This window comes from Paenibacillus sp. JT31N7 (assembly GCF_059692095.1).
In genome coordinates this window covers 285,048-305,790 of record NZ_JCAUAT010000004.1, presented here as the reverse complement: position 1 = coordinate 305,790, position 20,743 = coordinate 285,048, and the positions used below count along the sequence as shown (strand labels likewise).

Sequence of the window (20,743 nt, the reverse complement as noted above, 5' to 3'; positions counted from 1 at the left end):
ACGGCTTTACAAAATCGTTAAGCCGCCAGCGGCGAATAGAAAAAACACATAAGCCACCTGTCGCTAGACAAGCAACTTATGTGAGTCTCCTGTTCTCCGTCACATAGTATTAACTTGTACCCTATCATAGTTCGGCCCGCTGCATCTGTCAACGGATTTCCGGCCTATTTTTAACAAGGAATTGGAAAGTCGCAGGACTTTGTCCCGTCTTTTATTTGACGGTTTTGTTGTACTTCTCGATCTTGGACGTGATGTCCTTCGCGGCCGCGTCCAGGGCGTCCTGTGGAGATTTCTTGTTGTTGAGCACTTCCTCGATCGCCCCTTCGACAATCTGTCTGGCTTCCGGGAATACGCCCATTACGGCGCCCTGGGTTGCCGTGTTCAGCTTCGTCTGGTGCAATTGGTCGACTGCGGTCTGGAACTGAGGGAAGCTTTTCATGTTGTCCTTGACGCTCTGCTCGTCGTACGCCTTCTTCGTGATCGGGAAGTAGCCCGTGTTGATGTGCCAGTACGCCTGCTCTTTGGGCGAAGTCAGGAACTTGATGAAGTCCCAGGTCGCTTTCTGCTCGTCGTCCGCACGGTCGTTCATAATCCACAGGCTCGCTCCGCCTACAACGACGCCCCCGTCTTTGGCGTTAGCCGGTTTCGGCAGGAAGCCGGTTCCGACTTCGAACTTGCCTTTGGAGCTGTCCACAAGGCCCTTCAGAGCTGCCGTGGAATCGAGAATCATGCCGACTTGGCCGGCGGAGAAAGCTTTCTTCGAATCGTCCGTTTTGCGTCCGAGGTTGTTCATCGCTTTGCTGTCCACCATGTTCTTCCACCAGGTCAGTGTCTGGACGCCCGCTTCGGAATTGACGAGCGACTGGGTCGCCATCTCTTTACGGCCGTTGCCGTTGTTGATGTATTCAGCGCCCTGATTGGCGAAAAACTGCTCCATAAACCAGCCGTAAATCGCGAAGTTGCCTCCGGTCGCTTTGCCCGTTTTCGAAATGGCTTCGGCCGCTTTCTGGAACTCCTCGTACGTTACCGGCGGCTTTTCCGGGTCGAGTCCGGCCGCTTTAAACAAGTCCTTATTATAGTAGAGAACCGGATTGGACGTGTTGAACGGCATGGAGAACAGTTTGTCGTTAAACGTGTAGTAGCCGGTAATGTTCGGCTCCAGCTGCGTCAGGTCGTATTTGTCCGCATCTATGAAATTTTGCATAGGGGTAACCATCTTGGAGTCGATCATGAATCGGCTTCCGATTTCGTACATTTGTACGACGGAAGGGCCTTCTTTCGTACCCATCGAAGCTTTCAGCTTGCTGAGCAGGTCGTCATAAGAACCCTGGAATATCGCTTCCACTTTAATTTTGTCTTGGGAAGCGTTGTAATCGGCCACGAGTTGGTCGACGACTTTCGTGTTGGCTCCGCCCATGGCGTGCCAGAAGACTACTTTCTTCGGTCCGCTGCCGGAGCCGCTGTCCGCGCTTCCTTTGTCTCCCGTACCGGTATCCGATCCGCCGCAGCCGGCGGAAACCAACATAACAGCCGTCAATAAAGAAGCAGCCATCCCTTTTTTATTCATAGCTATTTCTTCCCCCTAGTTAAACAAGATTGGTTTGGTTTATATATGAATCATCCGCCGCCGGAAGACCGGCGGCAGATTAGACATCAGAATGAAGCTCAATCAGCCTTTGACCGCCCCCGCCGTAATCCCTCGTACGAGCTGCTTGACGCCCAGCGCAAGCAGCAGGAAGGACGGCAGAAGGACGATGGTGATTCCCGCGAGAATCATGTTCCACGACATGACTTCCGCATGCTGGAGCATGGCGACGCCGATTTGAACGGTCCGCATGGACACCTTGTTCGTGATGAGCAAAGGCCAGAGATAGCTGTTCCAGTGCGTCAGGAACTCATAGACGGCAAGCGTGGACAAGGCCGGCTTGGAAAGCGGCAGCACGATGGAGAAGAAGTTCCGCCAGTGCCCGCATCCGTCGATCTTCGCCGCATCGAACAATTCGTTCGGCAGTTGGAGGAAAAACTGGCGGAGCAGGAACACGCCGAAGGCCGCCGCCATGAAAGGCACGATCAGGCCCGGGTAACTGTCCATCCATCCCCAAGACTTGATCGTCAGGTAGTTCGGGATGATGGTGACTTCCCACGGGATCATCATAGTCGCCAGGAAAACCATGAACAAGGCATTTTTCCCCGTGAAATTCAAAAAGGAGAACGCGTAGGCCGCCATGGCGGACGTGATAACCTGGCTGACCATAATCGCGGACGACACGATAAAACTGTTCAGAATGAACTGAAAGACCGGAACGTTGTCGATAGCGGCTTTAAAATTCCCCCAGTAAAGCTGGCCCGGCACAATTGCCGGCGGGAACTTGGAAACCTCCTGCTCCGTCATAAACGAAGAGAGCACCGTGAACAGGAGCGGGTACAGGACCACCAAGGCCAGCACGATAAGAAGCAGGTAGAGCAGCGTGTTGTTCAGTCTCCGTGCGATCATTGATAATGCACCTTCTTTTCCAGAACCGTAAACTGCAGAACGGTCAATAGCAGAATGATAAAGAAGAGAATGAGCGCCTCGGCGCTGCCCGTTCCGAAACGGAAGTTGACGAAGGCTTCCTGGTAGATGGAGTATACGACCACATTCGTCGAATCCATCGGTCCGCCTTTAGTCAGAATGTTGATTTGTCCGAACGCCTGGAAGGCTCCGATCACCGATATGATAAGAGCGAAGAACAGAGTCGGGGACAGCAGCGGCAGAACGATCTGGATGAAGGTGCGCACCGGACCCGATCCGTCGATTTTGGCGCTCTCGTAAATTTCTTCCGGCACTCCTTGCATACCGCTGGACAGGACGATAAACAGGAAACCCATGTTCATCCAGACGGTCATGAGGGAAACGGAGATCAGCGCCCATGCGGGATCGGTCAGCCACGGAATGGCCTGAATGTGAACCAGGCTCAGGAAGTAGTTGAGCATGCCGGCCGTAGGGTGAAACAGGAGCAGCCAGATGATCGAGCCCGTACCTACCGAAATGACGAGGGGCAGGGAAAACACGAACTGGAAAATCTTCATCCCTTTCAACTTATTGTGTGTAATGGCCGCCAGGAGCAGAGCCCAGATGATACTAGTCGGTACGGTATATAAAATAAAGAGCAGCGTCACTTTCAAATCCGAATAAAACTGGCCCGACTGGAACAAATCGACGAAGTTATCAAACCATACAAATTCAGCGACACGCCCCCTCGGATCGGTGAGCGTCATACTCAGGTAAACCGATCTCAGCATCGGGTAGAACAAAAAGGTGGCGAAAATAATCAGGGATGGCGCCAGAAAGAAATACGCGAGCGCGTTTTCCCGCCATCTTTTCTTTTTTGATAAAACGCTTTCATTACCTGGCAAGCGGCATACCCCTCTCTCTCAATCGTGCTTTATACCCTACCCGTCCGGAGGTTCATCTGCAGCTTGAACTAGTTCCCGGCTTCACCGATGGAAGTTCTCTTTGAAAGAGAGTACCAGGTAAAGCTACGGATAGCCGTTATAATCCGACAGAAAAAAGATTCACATAAATTGCAAGGCCGCCTGGACCTTGCAACTTACGTGAATCTCCACTTCTCCGTCACAAATTATTAACTTATTTCATATCATAAGCGGTAAAACCGGTTATGTCAACGCTTACAGACCATTTTTTTACTAAGAAAAAAAGGAATCATCCTCCTTTAGATAGATGACTCCTTTCCGGTTTATTTCATCCTTAGAACGGAATCTATCCCGCAGCCCCCGCTCCTCCCCGTTTTCCCCTGCCCCCAAACATTATTTTCTGTCCGGCATATCCGCCCGCAAAAATCAGCAAAGAAATCCAGGGCGATACGGTAAAGACAGGCAGGTAAGGCTTTAACAGTATCCCGGCAGCAGTCACCGCTCCGATACTTACGATGTAAAGCAGCAGGAAAAGCAGACGAAATTTACGCTCGCTCCCGTTAAAGGCGGTTTTATTCATCAGAGCAAGAATTAGCTTCACCACAAGGATGGAGTCAACGGCGACAATAAGCAGAAAAGCCGGACTGATTTCGTTCATTCGTCCGATCTCGGCACCCGCCATTATCGTTAGAAAGCCGGTAACGGCGTAGGCCAGGAACATCCAGGTAAGGGTGATCCAGGGGATCATAACAACCATGCTGAACCGCTCCGCCCGGCCCGGAGAAGGCAGCTGGGAAACAAGATCCTTACAGTATGCGAGAGGATCGGATCCGAATACGACGCGGGCGCTGCGTCCTTCCTTCTGCGCCTGCAGCAAGTGCTGAAGCATTTCAAGGAGCAGTTCTTCCCCCTGTCTCTGATCGATATCGCTCGTTCGGATATAAACAAGCATGCCTCCGTAGTACTTTTTATTTTCCTCATTGAGCTGCTGCTGCAGCTTGGCATTTTCAGCACTCATTTGACTTGTATTCATCGGGATTGTCCCCCTTCTAAAATGTGATCCACACTCCGCTTCATTGCGCTCCAGTTGTCATGGAACTGAGCCAGCACCTCCCCGCCCGCTTTCGTAAGCCGGTAATATTTCCTTGGAGGGCCTCCGGAGCGCGTGTCGGCCTTCATATAGCCCTCAATCCATTTCTCCTTCTGCATGCGGAGCAGCAGCGGATAAATGCTTCCTTCGCTGACATAGTCGAACCCGCTTTCCTGAAGCTTTCGGGACAGTTCGTAACCGTAGACTTCATTCTGCGAGATGATGGCGAGAATACACCCCTCCAGGATCCCCTTTAACATCTGTGTGTACGTAGAAATGCAAATCACCCCCTCAATCCGCACTTATTCACTTGCGCATCTAACTTGCATTGCAATGTAGTTACCCGGAAAGAAAACAAGGAGTCTTAATCCGATGACTACCTTGTTATATAAGTTAGTTTAGCTGACTTTAATTTCCCTGTCAAGCCTCGGCCTGATTAATCCCAGAATCCGTCGCAATCTGCCAACGGACGCCGTAGGCATCCTCGATCCTGCCGAACATTGTCCCCCAGAACATCCGCTGCAGAGGCATCAGGACTTTGCCCCCCTCCGACAATGCGCCGAACACCTGCTCCGCTTCGGCATCCGTGCCGAATTCAAGCGTAAGGTCCAGTCCGCTGCCTCTCTCTACCCGATCGCTGTCCGCCATGTAGAACGTTAACCCGCAGGCCTTCAGCACCAGATGCATCACCCGGTCGCGGTGCTGCCCGTATTGGGAGGGGGCATCCCCGAAAGTTTGAATACTGACAATTTCCCCTTGGAGGGCCCGGGCATAAAACTCTCCCTGCTTCCTTGCATTTTCACTGTACAAATAAGGACGCAAAACAGCCATCGAAATTTCTCCTTCGCGGTTTATTCGGATGAAGTTCCACAAATTTCCTGTTCCAATATTTCTCGGAAAGGGTATGGCAATTCAGAAGTCTATACGTTGGATTATTTCTTCCAATGAAACCGTAAAAACCCTTCCTCGTACTAAAACTTTTACATGATTTCATTCCATTCCTGCCATCGAGGAGGTTGCACTTGTGCGAACAGACGAACATCTTTCAAATCCGTTTTTGATTCATCAACGCTCCGGCCGGCGGATGGAGCCTTTTTACTGGATTCTTACTTTCGAGGCTCTGACTCTGCTTCTACTGCTGGGCCTTGCCCTCGCGACCGGTCCGGTTTACCTGGCCGTCACTTTCCGTCATTTCTGGGCCTACCTGTCGCTCCTTCTTATTATTCCGGGCCTCTGGCTCATCCGGTTTTCCATCCTCACGTTAAAGGCTTATATCTGGAAAAACCGTCACCTGGACCGCTTCAGCCTCTACAAAGACGAAATCCGCTATCTGCATTATGAGCATGGGGAAAAAGAGGAAGGCTCCGTCCGCTTGGACGAAGCGGACCGGGTATACATAGCGTACTACGTCGCCCAATACCATTACGCTTACAATAAGACGAAATGGTTCGAAAGCCGGTCCGTCCTCCACCTGCTTCCCATGCTGTACGTCCGTTACCGGAGGGATGCACAGGAGCGGATACTGCAAGTTCCGTTCTACGAATTGCCGGATATGAAAAAATGGCTGAAGCACCTCAAAAAGCAGGGCTCTATCGAAATTTGGGCGACGGATCTTCTTCTGGAGCAGAAGACGGAAGCCGAGCAGCTCTCCGCCCTGCGAGAGCCTCTCGATACCGCTCCTTTCGACATCGAAAGAAAGGGCTTCAAGAAGCGGCTCGACAACCTGCTCTACGAGCTCGGCCGCAAGCGCAGCGAGCGGGAACGCGCGGGGCACGATGTCGCGGCCGGAAGCCCCGGAGGCTCCGAAGCTCTGCGGGCCGGAAGCGGTCGGCCTCAGCCTCAGCGGCCGTTTTATCGCGGAGGGGCGGGAGCAACGACTTTCAGAGAGAACTCCCCCGGTCAACGATCAAGACGGGAAAGCTCAAGTAAGCCGCGCATGTCTACCGTTGTGATCTTCGCGCTGCTCTTCACCACCCTGTATGTGCTGACCGGTTTCGTTGTCGACGGCCGGGTATCCCAGGATAACATGTGGCTGTGCATAGGCTGCTTCCTGGCCGCTGCCGCCGCCTACTTCGTCATGGCGGACCGCTTGACCTTCTGGCACGCCGTCCGGTTTACGATCACCGCCTTTATCGGGTGGTTGTTCATCGGGGCTATCATGCCTTTGACGGATACCGGGGCCGGAAAAGAGTTTTACAGCACGGCTATCGGCGCGACGATCCTGCTGCCTCTGACGATCTGGCTTCCCTTCGGGATGGTCTGGTTGATCCGAAGACAGTTCGGTCTTAACGAAGAAGAGGAGGTCACGTTATGAGCCTGTATGCCGATATGTTTATTTCGAAGTGGCATTTGATTACGCTCGGTCTTATTCTCATCGCCTGGATCGCCCTCATCGCGGGCGGTTACGACAAGCGGACGATCCTCCGCAGCGGCGGCGGAGCCGTGCTCCTTTTGTACATCGTTTCGACCATTCCGATCGCCACCATCACCCACGGGGCCCATAAAATCGACGAGTCGATGCGTTCGGAGCTCGACCGGCATTACCAGGAGCGGATGAACAAGTCGGAAGTCCGGGAAGATATCGACCGTCTAGCCGTTGCCGCGGGTGCTTTCTCCGATGGCGACACTTACGATATCCGGGTATATGTCGGGAATTACAGCTCCTCGTACACATTCCGGGGCAGCCTGACCTTCACTACCTATGATGCCCAAGGACAAGTCGTGCATGAAAAATCTTATGACAACGTCACAATCGCACCCGGCGAGAAAAAAAAGCTCGACAACTACAACACATCGAGCACATTCGCTACGTACCGGTATACCTTTACCGCTCTGTAGCGGGCCGTAAAGGATGGTATGAACATCCGCGGTTCTTCTATCCGTAGATAATGACTCGCCCTGTTATCCCGATTTGGATCGTGACCTAATAGACACCGCAATACACGGTTCACATCACGGCTTCACCTTGCTTTTCTTGCTTAGCGCTTATCCTGCCGCATTTGTAAAAAGGTATCGCTGGAAAAGAAAAACGTGCATGATGCCGACTGTCACGGCTGTCATATGCTGCTCCCCTTGTTCGCGAAAGCAGCAAAATCCAAAGAAGGTTCCGGCCATATAGACCGGAACCTTCTTTTTAGTGTGCCGCCGCGACCTCAAGCCACTGCCCGTCTGCCGGAACTTCGGTCCGTTCCGACAGCCCCTCCTCCTCCAGGCGCGCGAGAAGAACTTCGCGCGTCAGGAGACAGTGATTGATCGCCTCCATGTGCACGGCGATCACCCGCGTTTGCGGCGCCTTGCGGCAAACGGAGACCACATCATCGGCCGTCATCGTGATCGGATCGCCGGCCGTGAATACGGCACCGCCTGCGTTCACGACCGTTACCGCAGGCTGATGTCTCTCCAGCGCCTCCGCCACTTCGGCGCAGTAGATCGTATCGCCGGCGATATAGACCGCCGGCTCCCCTTCCGCGCGGAGCACGAAGCCCGACACCGGACCCATAGCTGCGCCGATGTCGCCGGTGCCGTGCTGCCCGGTTGTACGCGCGATGCGCAGACCGCGCCAGGCCGTCTCCTCTTCTACGGCGGATACGGCCGTGAAGCCCTGCTCCGCAAGGGTCTCCGCGTCCCCCGGCTGGCACAGGACGGACGTTCCCTTGGGCAGCCTCGAGGCAGCCTCCGCGTCCCAGTGATCCCGATGCAGATGCGTGATCAGCACCAGGTCCGGCTTCAGCAGCTCATCCGCGGGTACCGGGAGCGGCACGAGCGGATTCCGCCGGTCGTTGGCCGTGTTCGGGATCGGCGGGTTGGCCCCGGCTGCGCTCAGCATCGGATCCACGAGAATGCGCCGGCCTCCGTATTCCAGCCACAGCGTTGCGTTGCGTATCAAGCGGATTTTCATAGAATCGCCTCCATCATCGCCAATATCTTTTTAAAAAAGGATTTGATACAATTTTATAAAAAGAGGAGCGGCTCCGGAAGAACCCCATGAAAGATCTGAGGTTGTCTCTTTTTCACCATGAAAGTATTCGGAAGGCGGATGGGCATGTTCGGTGTAGATGATACGGATCACAAGATTTTGCAGTTTCTTCTGGAGGATGCGACTCGCTCGAATAAAGAGATCGGCCTCAAAGTTCATTTGACCGGCCAGGCGGTAGGCGCACGAATTCGGAAGCTGGAAGACTGGGGCATTATAGAGGGACGGACCCTCAAGTGGAATCCGGAAAAACTCGGTCTTGCGGTGTATGCCATGGTTACGGTATTTCTGAAATCCCAAAACGCTCACGGCGATCTGCAAACGTTCGCCTCCCGGGACTCCCGCATTTTGGAAGCCCATCGCGTAAGCGGAGAAGGCTGTTACTGGCTCCGTGTACAGGTCGCAAGCAACGAGGAGCTCAATGCCTTCCTCGACGATTTATTGAAGTACGGCAATTATAAAGTCAGTTTGTCCATCGGCAAAATCAAATAACGTCCCAGCAATTGCCGGGGGTAAAACAAAGAAGCTGTCCACAACATATAGTTGTGAACAGCTTCTTATCGTTTTAGCTGAAATTACAGCTTAACAACGTTCTCAGCTTGCGGTCCGCGGTTGCCTTGAACTACGTTGAACTCAACGCGTTGGCCTTCGTCCAGGGATTTGAAGCCATCGCCTTGGATAGCGGAGAAGTGTACGAATACATCGTTGCCGCCTTCAACTTCGATAAAACCAAAGCCTTTTTCAGCGTTGAACCATTTTACTGTACCAGTTTGCATGTGTGGTACCTCCTAGAAATTAAATTTAACATGTTCTTTTTACTCTTGAAGCAAATAAAAATTCACATATTATAAAAGGCTCCATCTCACAAATGATAACCCTTTATAATAAGTGAATTCCAGGTTTCATATACTCGATTGACTTCATCTTACCATAGACAATTTCCAAGTGCAAGTTATTTTCCAAATCTTTTCGAAAAACAATTTTTGCAAACCTGATTAAAGAAAAAGCAATGAGGTTAATACTAAGCAACCACGTAACACAAACTAAAACATAAACATTTAGGAGGTAATCTAGATGAGTTTCTTATGGTCATTAATTATCGGTGGTATCATCGGTTGGTTAGCCGGCATGATTATCGGTAAAGATATTCCCGGCGGCATTATCGGCAACATTATCGCAGGTTTCCTGGGCGCATGGCTCGGCGGTCTGCTGCTTGGCAACTGGGGTCCTGAAGTCGGAGGTTTCTACTTCTTCCCTGCTTTGATCGGTGGTATCGTACTGGTATTCATCGTCAGCCTGATCCTGCGTTCTATGGGAAGCAAACGGGCATAACCGTAAGCTAACCTGTCTTCCAGGATAAAAAAGACCACGCGAAACATTCGCGTGGTCTTTTTTTGCGTTTAACGCACTATGCGGCACATAAACGGCAAATCGTTTGGTGTTCTGCAGATTTGCAGCCGTCCGCTGCATGCGGCATCTTGAATTTCGCAGCTTTTTGCGGTTCCGCTGCAACATTCGGAATTTTTATTCGTTCTAAATATAGACAAATATTCCAAATGAATACATAAGGAGAGCTGACTTTCATGAAAAAATATGTAATCGGTTTTGCCGTTGGAGCTATTGTGTCCGCCTCTACGGTGGCTTACGCGGGCAACACGATACAAGCCGTACTTTTTCCCGCAAAATATCAGGTAAACGGCGAGTCGAGAACGTTACCCGACGACTATAAAACCTTAAACGTGGACGGACACGCTTACGTGCCGATCCGCTTCGCGGCGGAAAGCCTTGGCGCCGTAGTGGCATACGAAGGCAAGACAAACACCATTTCCATCGATAACGGGTTCAACGTGACTACCATGGACAGCACCATCCGGGCCGGCCATTTAAAAGTATCCGACGCCGCCAACAGCACGGTGGAAGGACAGCTTTACATAGGCCAGGACCACTGGGACCGCATGGCGCAAGCGCGGAACAGCATTGAGCCGGGCTCGGAAGTGGACGTGAAGGGAACCCTCCTGTTTTTTGACGCTCAAGGAAAACCGTTGGGCCAAGCCCCGCTAGAGACCCAGTTTACGGCTGAAGGCGACCGGATCAAAGCCTTCAAAGCGGCTGCCGACCACAACGTAAGCGGCTATGCCTTCGCTTCTCTTCAAGCCGGGCCCGTGCCGCACCCGCTGCCCGCCCCTCCAAATTTGTCCATCTCCGACGAGAGCGGCACGCTGGGAATCGGAACGCTGAAGCTGATCAAACAGAACGATTTCACGAAAGTCAGCGGCTGGGTCAGCGTGAAGAAACCGGGTACGCTCCGCTTCGATGCGACTCTCCAATTTTATGATGCGGAAGGCCGGGAGCTGGGCACTGCCGCTGTCAAAGGCACGAGCACCGGAGCCACCGGAGATGGCGTCTCGGCAACCACGTTCGAAACGGCCGGCAAAGGCGACCTCACCGGCTATAAATCCGTAAAAGTGAAGCTTAATTCTGCCGAGCCCGTCAAGTAAATCTGGGTTGAATCAAGTCACGGCAATGAATTGAAACCGTGAGGTGAGTTTTCCGGCATAAACGAACTATCCCCTTCAAGTGAACAGTGCCGAATAAGCGCGGCGCCGAACGTTTACTTGGAGGGGATTTTTTTCACGTCATTCGCGGCATTATGCGGCGGTCGGGGTAAGGATAAGACATATCCCAATCTCTCCGAAGATCGGAAGGAGGCTGTTCCTCATGGCTAAAAAATTCGACTATTCGCTGGATTACGAACATCTGGACCTTCGTAAAAAACCGGAACTGTACACCGTGGGCCGCGGAGAACAAGGCGTTCTGCTCGTCGAGCCCTACAAGGGCGAGATTTTGCCGCACTGGCGGTTTAAAACACCGGAAATCGCGAAGGAATCTTCCGAGAAAATTTATGACATGTTTCTGGATTATAAAAAATCAGAGGATTTTATCGGGATGGACATGGCGAGAAAATTTCTCCAGATGGGCTACACGCGCGCCAGGCGCTACACGAACCACAAGGGAGGCCGGAAATATTCCAAAGAAGACGGTTCGATTTTGCCCTACCAGAACGATCCCGTAAAAGCGGAGTCCGCCGCTATATTCAAAGCTCAATGGGAGATCGCGAAGACGGACAAGGACTATATCCGCATGAAGAAAGAACACCAGGATAAATACGAGAAGCAGGATGAAAAATAGTGTGAAAATTAATGAGTCCGTTCTTTATCCTGGCCGGGGATCGTAAAATGCCGCCATTCCGGCGGGAGCAGGGACTGGTAGCGTCTTTGCAGGAACCGGTCGTCGATAAGGACCAGCGTTCCGTAGTCGTTTTCCGTCCGGATCAGGCGGCCGCCGGCCTGCATGACTTTATTCATGCCGGGAAATACATACGCGTAATCGAAGCCGCTTCGACCGTCCCGGTCAAAATGCTCTTTGATGATATTCCGCTCCGGCCCTACCTGGGGCAGCCCTACACCTACCACGACGACGCCCGTGAGCCGGTCGCCCCTCAGATCGATGCCTTCGGAGAAAATCCCGCCCATTACGGCAAAGCCGATCAGCGTATGGGGAGGATCCGCTCGGAAGGAAGCGAGAAAGGACTCCCGCTCCTCCTCCGGCATCGAGGGCTGCTGGACGAGGATACGCAGCATGCGGCTGCCGTGCTCCCCTCTCCCCGTGTCATCGCCGGGTCCGCCGGTCCTCGCTTCCTCCGCCAGGATAGACCCGTCGCGGCTCTCATCCGAAGCGGGCAGCCGGTCTTGAAGCACGACTTCTACCGCTTCGAAAAGGCTTTGTCCGGGTGCGCCGCCGGCAGTTCCACCGGTATGATTTGCGGCGGACTCCGTTCGGGTAACTTCATCGGTTACCGCACCGATTGCACCGGCTCCGGTATCGGTTGGGGAATCGAATGAGGCACAAGACTCCGTACCCGCTAAAGTACCGGCGGCCGGTTCGGACCCTGCGGCGTTATTTGAGCCGGCTTCCGCATCGCTGCCTATTGAATCCTCACCTAAGCCGATTTCTGCCGAGACTGCCGCGCTGGCCTCAAGGCCATCTTCCTCAGCGGCCATTGAAGCCGCTTCTGTGCCGTCAGCTCCTCCGTTAACCGGAGTGCCGGATTGCGGCCCTCTTTCCTGTTCCAGGAAAAGGGCGGCCACTTCCCGCATGTATTCGTAAGAAGGAAAGAAGACGAGATAATTGCCCGGTTTCTCACGGACGAGTTTTCCCAAAAGCCGTGAGATCGGCAGCTTGGTCTTGTCCCGGTCCTTGTAGCGGGTGGAGAGCGGCTCGATCCACACATCGAGCTGCTCCTGCCGGAACGGCCACGGAATCGCCACCGTGTAGTCGTCCTCTCCGCCGCCCAGCATGTCCATGTAGTAGGAAAAAGGCGACAGCGTGGCGGAGAAGAACACATGCGCCCGGTACCCCTTCCCCATCTGCGCGAGCAGCGCGGAAGGGTCAAGGCAGAGCAGCTTGAGCCGCACATCGCTGCGCTGCACCTCGGCGAGGGTGACATACCGCTCGTCGTAGTACTTCGCCGTGCGCAGAAAGCTCTGCACCGCGAAGTAGGTATCGAGCAGCAGCTCCTGCGCCTCGCCGCCCAGGCCGGGAACGGCGAGCTCCCGCTCCGCCTGCTGCGCGAACGCTTCCAGCAGGACCGGCAGCTCTTCCGCCACTTCCCGGAGCACGAAGCTGCCTCCGCTGCCCTGTTCCTTGCGGAAGGCGATGAAATAATCGTTCACGGCCTTGGCCGCGGCTTCCACGGCGGAGTTCCGCCCCTTGAAATCCCTTTTCAGCTGCAGAAAAGGGGCTTTCGTCAGCTCGGCGGAAAACATCTCTCTGCCGCGGTCCACAAGATTGTGCGCCTCGTCAATCAGAAGCGCCGTCTGCTTTTTCACTTCCTCCGGAAGCCGTTTAAGATATACTTTAGGGTCGAAAATATAGTTATAGTCACAGATAACCGCGTCGGCCGCATATGCCGCATCGAGCGAAAACTCGAACGGACATACTTTGTGCTTGCGTGCGTATTTCTCGATGACACTCCGGTTCATCCGTTTTTCATGGGACAGCATGTCCAGGACAGCCCCGTTCACCCGGTCATAATACCCGTCGGCAAACTCGCACATTTCCTTCCTGCAATCCACTTCTTCACGGAAACAAATCTTGTCTTTCGCCGTCAACGTGACGATGCGCATATCAAGCCCCCGCTCGATCATGAGAGAAAAAGCTTCCTCCGCGGCCGTACGCGTCAGCGTCTTCGCCGTCAGATAAAAAATCCGCTGAAGGAGCCCTTCGCCCACCGCTTTGACGGACGGGAACAGAGTCGAAATGGTTTTGCCTGTGCCGGTAGGCGCGTTTGCGAATAGCTTGTGGCCGTCTTTAATCGTTTTGTAGACCGATCCGGCGAACTGCCGCTGTCCTTCCCGGTAGGCCGGATACGGAAAAGGCAGCTCCCTGATGCTGGCGTCCCGTTCCCGGCGATTATGCAGCTGCATCGCTGCGTATGGGGCATATAGGCGCACGGCTTCCAGCACGGCGGCCTCCAATTCGTCATAGGCGTATGCCCTGACGTACCGCTGCTGCTCCTCAGTCCCGACCTGGACGTACGTAAGCTGGACTTTCATGCGGCCCCTTCCGTGCTGTTTCGCGTACATATAGGCATAGCAAACCGCCTGGGCCCAGTGAACGGGATGGCGGTTTTCCTCCACAAGCCGGGGATCGCCCGTCGAAGATTTGATCTCATCGATCGTAACCTCGCCACCTTCATGGTCGAAAAGCAGTCCGTCGCAGCGGCCCTCCAGCACAAATACGATCCCGTCCCGGAGAATCTCCGTTTGCAGGAAAACCTCCTTCTGGTCGCTGTCCCCGTAAGTTTTCTGCACTTTCTGGTGGGCCTTGGTCCCTTCGGTTAAAGCCGTGGCGGTCCGGAAGCCGGATTCAATGCTTCCGCTCCGGTAAGCATACTCCACCAGGGTACGGACTGAAATTTTCACCTCGCCGGTCATTCTCTCACCGCCTTTTTTATAAATAAGCCGTTCCGCGAACGTTCGTTCTATCTCCCGATTATATCATCCTCCGGGTTATTTCCCAACCAAAGGAAACCGAAAAGGAACTGGGAGACTTAACCCGGCCCGCCCCTTTCAAACCGTTTAAACCGGCATCCTTCGAACCGAACAGTGCCGGACTCCAAACCTTCCGTAAGACACCAAACCCTATTCGCAAAAAAAGACTCCCCCGGAGACCGGAAAAGTCTTTATACCATGAGAAGGCAAACGAAAAGCAGGCTGTGTCACCCCTGTTCTTCCCCGGCGGCCAGCGGATTCTGCCTTTTACGGTAATAGTCCAGAACGCCCCCGATAAGAAAAAGAACGACACCGATGTTGATGGCGATATCGGCCAGATTCAGAATGCCCCCGCCGGGACGGAATTCAAGAAAATCCGTCACTTTGCCGAACCAGAAGCGGTCGATGGCATTTCCGGTTGCGCCACCCGTCAGGAAACCCATGCTCATATTCATCAGCGGGCCCTGAATATCCCCTTTCCGGCGATAGTAAAGCACAATGGCGATGAACACAACCGCCAGCACGGCGAATACGCGCGCATAGCCCTGGAACCTGCTTCCGGCCATCCCGCTGTTCTCGTAATGCGTAAGCGCCATGTCCCCCCAGAACGGAACGGATTCCCCGACCGCCATAGTGGCGCGGATTAAAGCTTTGGCAAACTGGTCGACAGCTGCAACCAAGGCGGCGGTGAAATAAAACAGCATAGCAGCTCTCTCTCCTTTCCCTTATGGCAAGCTTCTGATCATTAACGGCATAAATTGTTCCACAAGGAACATTTTCGTATCCCCGGATCGTTTTCAGACAATGGACCCGGGCATTGTTTTTAGACGGCGCCTTCTATATTTTTGAACTGATTGTAGAACATCCGGTAATACACGCCCTGCTGCCCGATCAGCGAATCGTGGGCGCCTTTTTCCACAATTTCTCCGTGGTCGATGACCATAATGGTATCCGCATCCCGGATTGTGTTCAGCCTGTGCGCAATAATGAAGCTGGTCCGGTCCTGCATAACCTTGAGCAGCGCATCCTGGATGTGAAGCTCCGTACGCGTGTCGATGCTGCTGGTCGCTTCGTCCAGGATGAGGATAGAAGGCTTTGCCAGAATAACCCGGGCAATCGCCAGAAGCTGCCGCTGGCCTTGGCTTAGATTTCCGCCGTTCTCCGAAAGGAGGGTCTCGTATTTCGCCGGCAGCCGGTTAATGAACGCGTCCGCGTTAGCCATGGCGGCTGCGGCTTCCACCTCGGCATCCGTGGCGTCCGGCCTGCCGTACTTGATATTTTCCTTGATCGTCCCCGAGAAAAGGTACGTATCCTGGAGCACGATACCGAACGTCCTGCGCAGGCTGTCCCGCGTGTACTCCCGTATATCCCGCCCGTCGATCAGGATGCGGCCCCCGGTAACATCGTAAAACCTCGTCAACAGGTTGACGATCGTGGTTTTTCCCGCCCCGGTCGGGCCGACAAGCGCCGTGGAGCTGCCTTGGGCGGAATCGAAGCTTACGTTTTTCAGAATGGGCACATCCGGGCGGTAGCCGAAGCTTACATTTTCAAAAACGACATGGCCCTTCGGCTGAAGAAGCCCGACGGCCTCCGCAGAGTCGGACGGCTCCTCTTTCTCGTCGATGACCTCGAATACCCGCTCCGCTCCCGCCACACCGGACTGGAGAATGTTGAAAATATTGGCCAGGTCGTTCAATGGCCGGACAAACTGCCGCGAATAGCTTAAAAAGCTCGCGATGACCCCGACGGTAATTTCTCCGCGCACGGCGAGAATCCCGCCAACGAGAGCCACGGCCGCAAAGCCTATATTATTAATGACATTAAGCAGAGGCATGAGGAAACCGGAACGGATTTGTGCCTTGAGCCCTACCTCGCACAGTTCGGCATTGACCTTTTCGAACTCCGCGATTGCCTTTTCTTCGTGATTGAACGCTTTGACGACCTGGAGACCGGAAATGGTCTCTTCGATATGTCCATTCAGTTTGCCGAGCTGGACCTGCTGGTTCTTGAACAGGACGCTCGTCTTCTTCGTAATGGTCCGGGTCAGCACGAACAGGATCGGCACGGTAACCAGACTGGCCAGCGTCAGCGTCGGACTGAGAACGAGCATCATCGCCAGAGAGCCGACAATAGCGATGACGCCGCTCATAAGCTGCGTGGTGGACTGCGAAATCGTGCTGCTCACATTGTCGATATCGTTGGAAAGGCGGCTCATCACTTCCCCGTGAGGCCGGGTATCGAAATAAGCGACCGGAAGCTTCTGAAGCTTGGCAAAAAGAGCTCCCCGCAGCCGCATCACAATTCGCTGGGATACGCCGGCCATAAGCCAGCTCTGGAGGAAGGTGAACGCCGCGTCGATGAGGTACGCCAGAAGGAGTACGAGCACCATCGTCTGAAGGATGCCGAAATCGACGCCTTGTTCCGGATGAGACATCGCATCCACGGAGACTCCGATCAGATAAGGCCCCACCAAGGTCAGTGCCGATCCGATCAGAATGAGGGCGAAAATGACCGTCAGCAGCTTCCGCTCGCTGCCGAAATAAGCCCACAGCCTTCGCAGCGTTCCTTTGAAGTTCTTCGGCTTCACGACAGGTCCGCGGCCGCGCATTCCCCCGTGCCCCGGCCCTCCTCTGGGCGGGATTGTCACGGGGCCGCCGGGAGGGTTCTGGCCGCCCGGCCGTTCTTGGGAAGCTGCCATGTCAACCGACCTCCTTTCCCATTTGCGACTGGAATATTTCCCGGTAGACCCGGCAGCTTCCGAGCAGCTCGTCATGTGTGCCGGAGCCTACTATCTCGCCGTGATCCAGCACGACGATTTTATCCGCGTCCATGACGGACGTGATGCGCTGGGCGATCAGCAGGCAGGTGAGCCCCTCGGCGTATGTCTTCAGCGCGTCCTTGATCCGCGCCTCCGTTGCGGCATCGACGGCGCTGGTGCAGTCGTCGAGGATAAGGATCTCCGGCTTTCTTACGATGGCGCGCGCAATCGAAAGCCGCTGTTTCTGGCCGCCGGAGAAGTTCACGCCTCCCTGCCCCAGCCTGGTCTCATAGCCTTCGGGCGAAACGGCTATGAACTCGTGGGCCTCGGCCATCCGGGCGGCTTGCTCCATCTCCTCCGGCGAGGCGTCTTCCTTGCCCCAGCGGAGATTGTCGGCCACCGTGCCGGTGAACAGCACGGTTTTCTGGGGCACGACGGCGATTCTCTCGCGCAGACGGCTCGGGTCCAGTTCTCTGACATCGGCGCCGTTCACTTTGACGGTTCCCGACACCGCGTCATAGAACCGGGGAATGAGGCTGACGAGCGTGCTTTTACCGGAACCCGTGGAGCCGATAATGCCGACGGTCTGTCCCGGCTCACAGGAGAAGGTGATCCCTTTGAGCACCGGCTCGCCGGATGTTCCCTCGTACGAGAACGTCACGTTCTCGAACTCGACGCTTCCCCCGGGAGGCGGGGCGGACGGAGCCGCCGCATCCGGGTGTCGGCCGCCGGCCGGGAAGCCTTCCGGACAGACCGGGTCAGCCACGGCCCCGGACTGTGCGGCTGCCTGACCGGCCGTTATCGTCCCGGGTTGCGAGCCGGGCTGTGCCCCCGAATGCGCGCCGGTCCGCATTCCCGTCTGCGTGCATGGAGCCGCCGGATATGCAGAGCCTGCGGCAAATCCACCGGCTGCCGCGGAGGCCGGCACTTGCACAGGCATCGTATTTTCCTCCGCGAAAATTTCGCCGATCCGGCCCGCGGAAGCCCGCGCGCGCACAAACATGTTAAACACCATGGAAATCAGCATGAGCGAAAACAAAATTTGCGTCATGTAATTGACGAAAGCGATAATATGACCGGCCTGCATCTGGCCCTGGTCTACACGGAGACCGCCGAGCCATAGGACAGCCACAATCCCGAAATTAACCGTGAGCGTAATCCCCGGGTTAAATGCCGACATAACCCTCATGGCCTTAACCGACCGGGAACGGTACTCCTCGTTCGCCCCGCCGAACTTGCCGACTTCGTAATCGAACCGGTTGAAGGCTTTGACGACCCGGACACCGGACAAATATTCCCGCATAATCCCGTTAACCCGGTCAAGCGCCTGCTGCACCTTGATAAAATACGGAAAGCCGACCTTCATATTGATCGCGATCAGAATGCCTACAACGGGAACGACAACGGCCAGAATAACGGAGAGCGGCGGATTCAGACGGGCCGCCATAATCAAGCTTCCGATGCAAAGCAGCGGCGCTTTGACGAATACGCGCATCAGGCCGTTCACGAACATCTGAACCTGCGTAACGTCATTGGTTAACCGGGTGACCAGGGAAGCACGGTCGAACCGGTCGATATTTTCAAAAGACAGGGACTGGATTTTGCGGAATAAATCCGACCTGAGCTCGGCTCCGAATTTCTGCGAAACGTGGCTCGAAATCACATTGCGGACCGACGCAGATATGGCCCCCAGCGCCGTCACCAGCAGCATGATCCCCCCGACCCGCCAGACGTAATCCATCTGTTTGCCGGCTACGCCCACATCAATGATTTTGGACATCAGCGTAGGCAGCATAAGATCGCACAAGGCTTCCAGGGTCAGAAAGGCGACAGCGGCGCTAAAGGGCTTCCAGTACTTCCTTATGTATTTTCGCGAAATGGGCATCCTGTCTCACCTGTCCGTCCTCGTAAACTGTAAGTAAACCACTATGGAATAGTTCTATTATCCACCATACTCCGCTCCTTTTCAAAAGTCACGAGCTTCTCTTTTTTACGTGATATCCGGCAAAAGCAAAAAGAACCGCCGGTGCGCAGGGCACTGGCGGCTCTTCCGTAACATTAAGATTCGGAGACGACGGTAAAACGCTCATTTTCATGCTTCGGCTGTTCAATCTCGTCCAGAACGGCGGCTGCAAAATCTTCATAACTCACGTAGCTTTTACCTTTGGAGTTAACGAGCAGGTTATCTTTGCCCGTACGGTACTGCCCCGTTCTCTCACCGAGCGCGAAAATCGCGGACGGGCTGACGAACGTCCATTTGATGCCCTCGGTGTTTTGCAGGATTTCCAGGTTTTTGCCCTGATTAGAAGCCGTTGCAAAATAGGCGGCCGGGAAATCCGGCGTTTCCAGCACGCGCGTCGTTTTCGCTTCGTCCACGAACAGGCTGCCCGCTCCCCCGACGACGATCAATTTCGTCTCCGGTGCGCCTTTCAGTGCTTCGATCAGCACGTTGCCCGCGTCAACATGGAGATGCTCCTGTCCCGGAGCCGCTCCGAAAGCGTTGACGACGATATCGAAAGCTTTTAGATCGGACGCGGTCAGATCGAAAACGTCCTTTTCCAGAACGGCCGTGCCTTCTGTGCTTACTTTAGCCGCGTCCCTCACGATTGCGGTAACTACATGCCCTCTGTCCTGCGCTTCTTTCAAAATACGGCTGCCGGCTTTGCCGCTTGCCCCGATAATAGCTATTTTCATAACGGATTCCTCCCGGATGATGATTTCATAGTACATTGCCTCTTGTATGTAACCATTATAGTTACAGGTTGCCGGTTTTGTCAACTGTGGCTTATACTGTCTATTTTTCAAAATCGACAATGGCGGGGGATATTATACATCTCGTTCAAGTCAATTCATGCCCGCAACAGGCCAATATTTTATGCGACCTACACACCCAACCAGCTTCTCTCGTTCCAAAAATTATGCTATACTGTGTATAACACTGCGTTTAACGTAGTACTGGATTAGCGTATAAAGTTTCTTTTTGCATCTATACTAAAAAGAGCCTTCACCGTTGGCGCGGTGAAAACTCTTTAGGACCCGAAAGGCTGTGGAACACCACGGCGTGCAAGCAAAACTAAATGTTAGTGCAAGCGAAAACCACCGTTTAGGCTCCGAACCTACTTAGCGGTGGTTTTTTCGCTTGTTCCGCAATTTACGACGCGCCCAGCGATAGAGCTTACGTATACCCAACACAAGGCTCAGTAACGTTACGATCCAGCGAAGTACGTCATAAAACGCCACAAGTGCGACCATCGGCCTCACCCCCTTTCGGGAAGCTGCGCCGTGGTCTGAAAATATCCACCGTTATTCAAAGTCCATAAAACCGATTATAGCATGTCCTTTCCAGACTTCTCCATTGAACTTTTGTTTCCGAACGCTGAAACTTTCAGGAGAAAGACACCGAAAATAGTCTTACGTCCAATCATCTCGGAGCCCTTCGCTCGTATCCTCAAAAA

19 protein-coding genes are annotated in these 20,743 nt (G+C 54.1%); 6 read left to right on the top strand and 13 right to left on the bottom strand.

The features are described from left to right. Positions 1-211: 211 nt before the first annotated feature. From AC58P5_RS20045 to AC58P5_RS20020, 6 genes are all read right to left on the bottom strand, one after another. Positions 212-1,567: an ABC transporter substrate-binding protein gene (locus AC58P5_RS20045; RefSeq protein WP_497389630.1), complete on the bottom strand. Its 1,356-nt coding sequence runs from the start codon at positions 1,565-1,567 to the stop codon at positions 212-214. Between the two features lie 102 nt (positions 1,568-1,669). Next, complete coding sequence (locus tag AC58P5_RS20040; RefSeq protein WP_497389628.1) at positions 1,670-2,494, bottom strand: carbohydrate ABC transporter permease; 825 nt, start codon at positions 2,492-2,494, stop codon at positions 1,670-1,672. Then, entirely contained in the window at positions 2,491-3,396 is a 906-nt protein-coding gene (locus AC58P5_RS20035) for a carbohydrate ABC transporter permease (RefSeq protein ID WP_497389626.1), read from the bottom strand. Before AC58P5_RS20035 ends, AC58P5_RS20040 begins: the two co-directional genes overlap by 4 nt. A gap of 364 nt (positions 3,397-3,760) precedes the next feature. Then, positions 3,761-4,447 (bottom strand): DUF1129 family protein, encoded by a 687-nt coding sequence (locus AC58P5_RS20030; RefSeq protein ID WP_497389624.1) that lies wholly within the window; start codon positions 4,445-4,447, stop codon positions 3,761-3,763. Further along, entirely contained in the window at positions 4,444-4,764 is a 321-nt protein-coding gene (locus AC58P5_RS20025) for a PadR family transcriptional regulator (protein ID WP_497389806.1), read from the bottom strand. The genes AC58P5_RS20030 and AC58P5_RS20025 overlap by 4 nt, the downstream gene beginning before the upstream one ends. Positions 4,765-4,924: 160 nt before the next feature. After that, entirely contained in the window at positions 4,925-5,335 is a 411-nt protein-coding gene (locus AC58P5_RS20020; RefSeq protein WP_497389622.1) for a VOC family protein, read from the bottom strand. A 193-nt stretch (positions 5,336-5,528) separates the two neighbouring features. On the opposite strand from AC58P5_RS20020, the gene AC58P5_RS20015 reads away from it, so the two are divergent. Both AC58P5_RS20015 and AC58P5_RS20010 read left to right on the top strand, forming a co-directional pair. Next, positions 5,529-6,818 carry a hypothetical protein gene (locus tag AC58P5_RS20015; RefSeq protein WP_497389620.1) on the top strand — a complete coding sequence of 430 codons (1,290 nt, stop codon included), beginning with the start codon at positions 5,529-5,531 and terminating at the stop codon, positions 6,816-6,818. Next, a complete protein-coding gene (locus AC58P5_RS20010) occupies positions 6,815-7,342 on the top strand; it encodes a hypothetical protein (protein ID WP_497389618.1) in 528 nt (175 codons plus the stop codon). Before AC58P5_RS20015 ends, AC58P5_RS20010 begins: the two co-directional genes overlap by 4 nt. A gap of 295 nt (positions 7,343-7,637) precedes the next feature. Here AC58P5_RS20010 and AC58P5_RS20005 read toward each other — a convergent pair whose 3' ends face one another. After that, positions 7,638-8,402: an MBL fold metallo-hydrolase gene (locus tag AC58P5_RS20005; RefSeq protein WP_497389616.1), complete on the bottom strand. Its 765-nt coding sequence runs from the start codon at positions 8,400-8,402 to the stop codon at positions 7,638-7,640. A gap of 144 nt (positions 8,403-8,546) precedes the next feature. Here AC58P5_RS20005 and AC58P5_RS20000 point away from each other — a divergent pair, with 144 nt between their 5' ends. Beyond that, the gene (locus tag AC58P5_RS20000; protein ID WP_497389614.1) at positions 8,547-8,969 is read left to right on the top strand and encodes an Lrp/AsnC family transcriptional regulator; all 423 of its coding nucleotides are present in this window, start codon (positions 8,547-8,549) and stop codon (positions 8,967-8,969) included. Between the two features lie 83 nt (positions 8,970-9,052). Here the strand turns inward: AC58P5_RS20000 and AC58P5_RS19995 are convergent, their stop codons facing one another. Then, the gene (locus AC58P5_RS19995) at positions 9,053-9,253 is read right to left on the bottom strand and encodes a cold-shock protein (RefSeq protein WP_210019370.1); all 201 of its coding nucleotides are present in this window, start codon (positions 9,251-9,253) and stop codon (positions 9,053-9,055) included. A gap of 298 nt (positions 9,254-9,551) precedes the next feature. On the opposite strand from AC58P5_RS19995, the gene AC58P5_RS19990 reads away from it, so the two are divergent. The 3 genes from AC58P5_RS19990 (at position 9,552) to AC58P5_RS19980 (ending at position 11,666) form a co-directional block, all read left to right on the top strand. Then, on the top strand, positions 9,552-9,809 hold the full coding sequence (locus tag AC58P5_RS19990) for a GlsB/YeaQ/YmgE family stress response membrane protein (RefSeq protein WP_009675854.1): 258 nt from the start codon (positions 9,552-9,554) through the stop codon (positions 9,807-9,809). Positions 9,810-10,060: 251 nt separating this feature from the next. Beyond that, positions 10,061-10,975, top strand: coding sequence for a stalk domain-containing protein (locus AC58P5_RS19985; RefSeq protein WP_497389611.1), 915 nt, complete (start codon positions 10,061-10,063; stop codon positions 10,973-10,975). Positions 10,976-11,195: 220 nt separating this feature from the next. Beyond that, entirely contained in the window at positions 11,196-11,666 is a 471-nt protein-coding gene (locus AC58P5_RS19980) for a DUF4385 domain-containing protein (protein WP_497389609.1), read from the top strand. Between the two features lie 8 nt (positions 11,667-11,674). Here AC58P5_RS19980 and AC58P5_RS19975 read toward each other — a convergent pair whose 3' ends face one another. From AC58P5_RS19975 to AC58P5_RS19955, 5 genes are all read right to left on the bottom strand, one after another. Further along, positions 11,675-14,473: an ATP-dependent DNA helicase gene (locus AC58P5_RS19975; RefSeq protein ID WP_497389607.1), complete on the bottom strand. Its 2,799-nt coding sequence runs from the start codon at positions 14,471-14,473 to the stop codon at positions 11,675-11,677. Positions 14,474-14,757: 284 nt separating this feature from the next. After that, on the bottom strand, positions 14,758-15,234 hold the full coding sequence (gene lspA / locus AC58P5_RS19970) for a signal peptidase II (protein WP_497389605.1): 477 nt from the start codon (positions 15,232-15,234) through the stop codon (positions 14,758-14,760). A 119-nt stretch (positions 15,235-15,353) separates the two neighbouring features. Then, positions 15,354-17,228: an ABC transporter ATP-binding protein gene (locus AC58P5_RS19965; RefSeq protein ID WP_497389603.1), complete on the bottom strand. Its 1,875-nt coding sequence runs from the start codon at positions 17,226-17,228 to the stop codon at positions 15,354-15,356. Position 17,229: 1 nt separating this feature from the next. Then, on the bottom strand, positions 17,230-19,173 hold the full coding sequence (locus AC58P5_RS19960; RefSeq protein ID WP_497389601.1) for an ABC transporter ATP-binding protein: 1,944 nt from the start codon (positions 19,171-19,173) through the stop codon (positions 17,230-17,232). A gap of 173 nt (positions 19,174-19,346) precedes the next feature. Next, positions 19,347-19,982, bottom strand: a complete 636-nt coding sequence (locus tag AC58P5_RS19955) for an NAD(P)-dependent oxidoreductase (protein WP_497389599.1) — start codon at positions 19,980-19,982, stop codon at positions 19,347-19,349. Positions 19,983-20,743: the final 761 nt, after the last annotated feature.

What these genes read in the sequence shown, in the direction of transcription:
- AC58P5_RS19985 (WP_497389611.1), top strand. Translation starts at nt 10,061, where the DNA reads ATGAAAAAATATGTAATCGGTTTTGCCGTTGGAGCTATTGTGTCCGCC.
- AC58P5_RS20025 (WP_497389806.1), bottom strand. Translation starts at nt 4,764, where the DNA reads ATGTTAAAGGGGATCCTGGAGGGGTGTATTCTCGCCATCATCTCGCAG.
- AC58P5_RS20000 (WP_497389614.1), top strand. Translation starts at nt 8,547, where the DNA reads ATGTTCGGTGTAGATGATACGGATCACAAGATTTTGCAGTTTCTTCTG.
- AC58P5_RS19965 (WP_497389603.1), bottom strand. Translation starts at nt 17,228, where the DNA reads ATGGCAGCTTCCCAAGAACGGCCGGGCGGCCAGAACCCTCCCGGCGGC.
- AC58P5_RS19980 (WP_497389609.1), top strand. Translation starts at nt 11,196, where the DNA reads ATGGCTAAAAAATTCGACTATTCGCTGGATTACGAACATCTGGACCTT.
- lspA (WP_497389605.1), bottom strand. Translation starts at nt 15,234, where the DNA reads ATGCTGTTTTATTTCACCGCCGCCTTGGTTGCAGCTGTCGACCAGTTT.
- AC58P5_RS20005 (WP_497389616.1), bottom strand. Translation starts at nt 8,402, where the DNA reads ATGAAAATCCGCTTGATACGCAACGCAACGCTGTGGCTGGAATACGGA.
- AC58P5_RS19960 (WP_497389601.1), bottom strand. Translation starts at nt 19,173, where the DNA reads ATGCCCATTTCGCGAAAATACATAAGGAAGTACTGGAAGCCCTTTAGC.
- AC58P5_RS19990 (WP_009675854.1), top strand. Translation starts at nt 9,552, where the DNA reads ATGAGTTTCTTATGGTCATTAATTATCGGTGGTATCATCGGTTGGTTA.
- AC58P5_RS20045 (WP_497389630.1), bottom strand. Translation starts at nt 1,567, where the DNA reads ATGAATAAAAAAGGGATGGCTGCTTCTTTATTGACGGCTGTTATGTTG.
- AC58P5_RS19975 (WP_497389607.1), bottom strand. Translation starts at nt 14,473, where the DNA reads ATGACCGGCGAGGTGAAAATTTCAGTCCGTACCCTGGTGGAGTATGCT.
- AC58P5_RS20030 (WP_497389624.1), bottom strand. Translation starts at nt 4,447, where the DNA reads ATGAATACAAGTCAAATGAGTGCTGAAAATGCCAAGCTGCAGCAGCAG.
- AC58P5_RS20010 (WP_497389618.1), top strand. Translation starts at nt 6,815, where the DNA reads ATGAGCCTGTATGCCGATATGTTTATTTCGAAGTGGCATTTGATTACG.
- AC58P5_RS20020 (WP_497389622.1), bottom strand. Translation starts at nt 5,335, where the DNA reads ATGGCTGTTTTGCGTCCTTATTTGTACAGTGAAAATGCAAGGAAGCAG.
- AC58P5_RS20040 (WP_497389628.1), bottom strand. Translation starts at nt 2,494, where the DNA reads ATGATCGCACGGAGACTGAACAACACGCTGCTCTACCTGCTTCTTATC.
- AC58P5_RS19995 (WP_210019370.1), bottom strand. Translation starts at nt 9,253, where the DNA reads ATGCAAACTGGTACAGTAAAATGGTTCAACGCTGAAAAAGGCTTTGGT.
- AC58P5_RS19955 (WP_497389599.1), bottom strand. Translation starts at nt 19,982, where the DNA reads ATGAAAATAGCTATTATCGGGGCAAGCGGCAAAGCCGGCAGCCGTATT.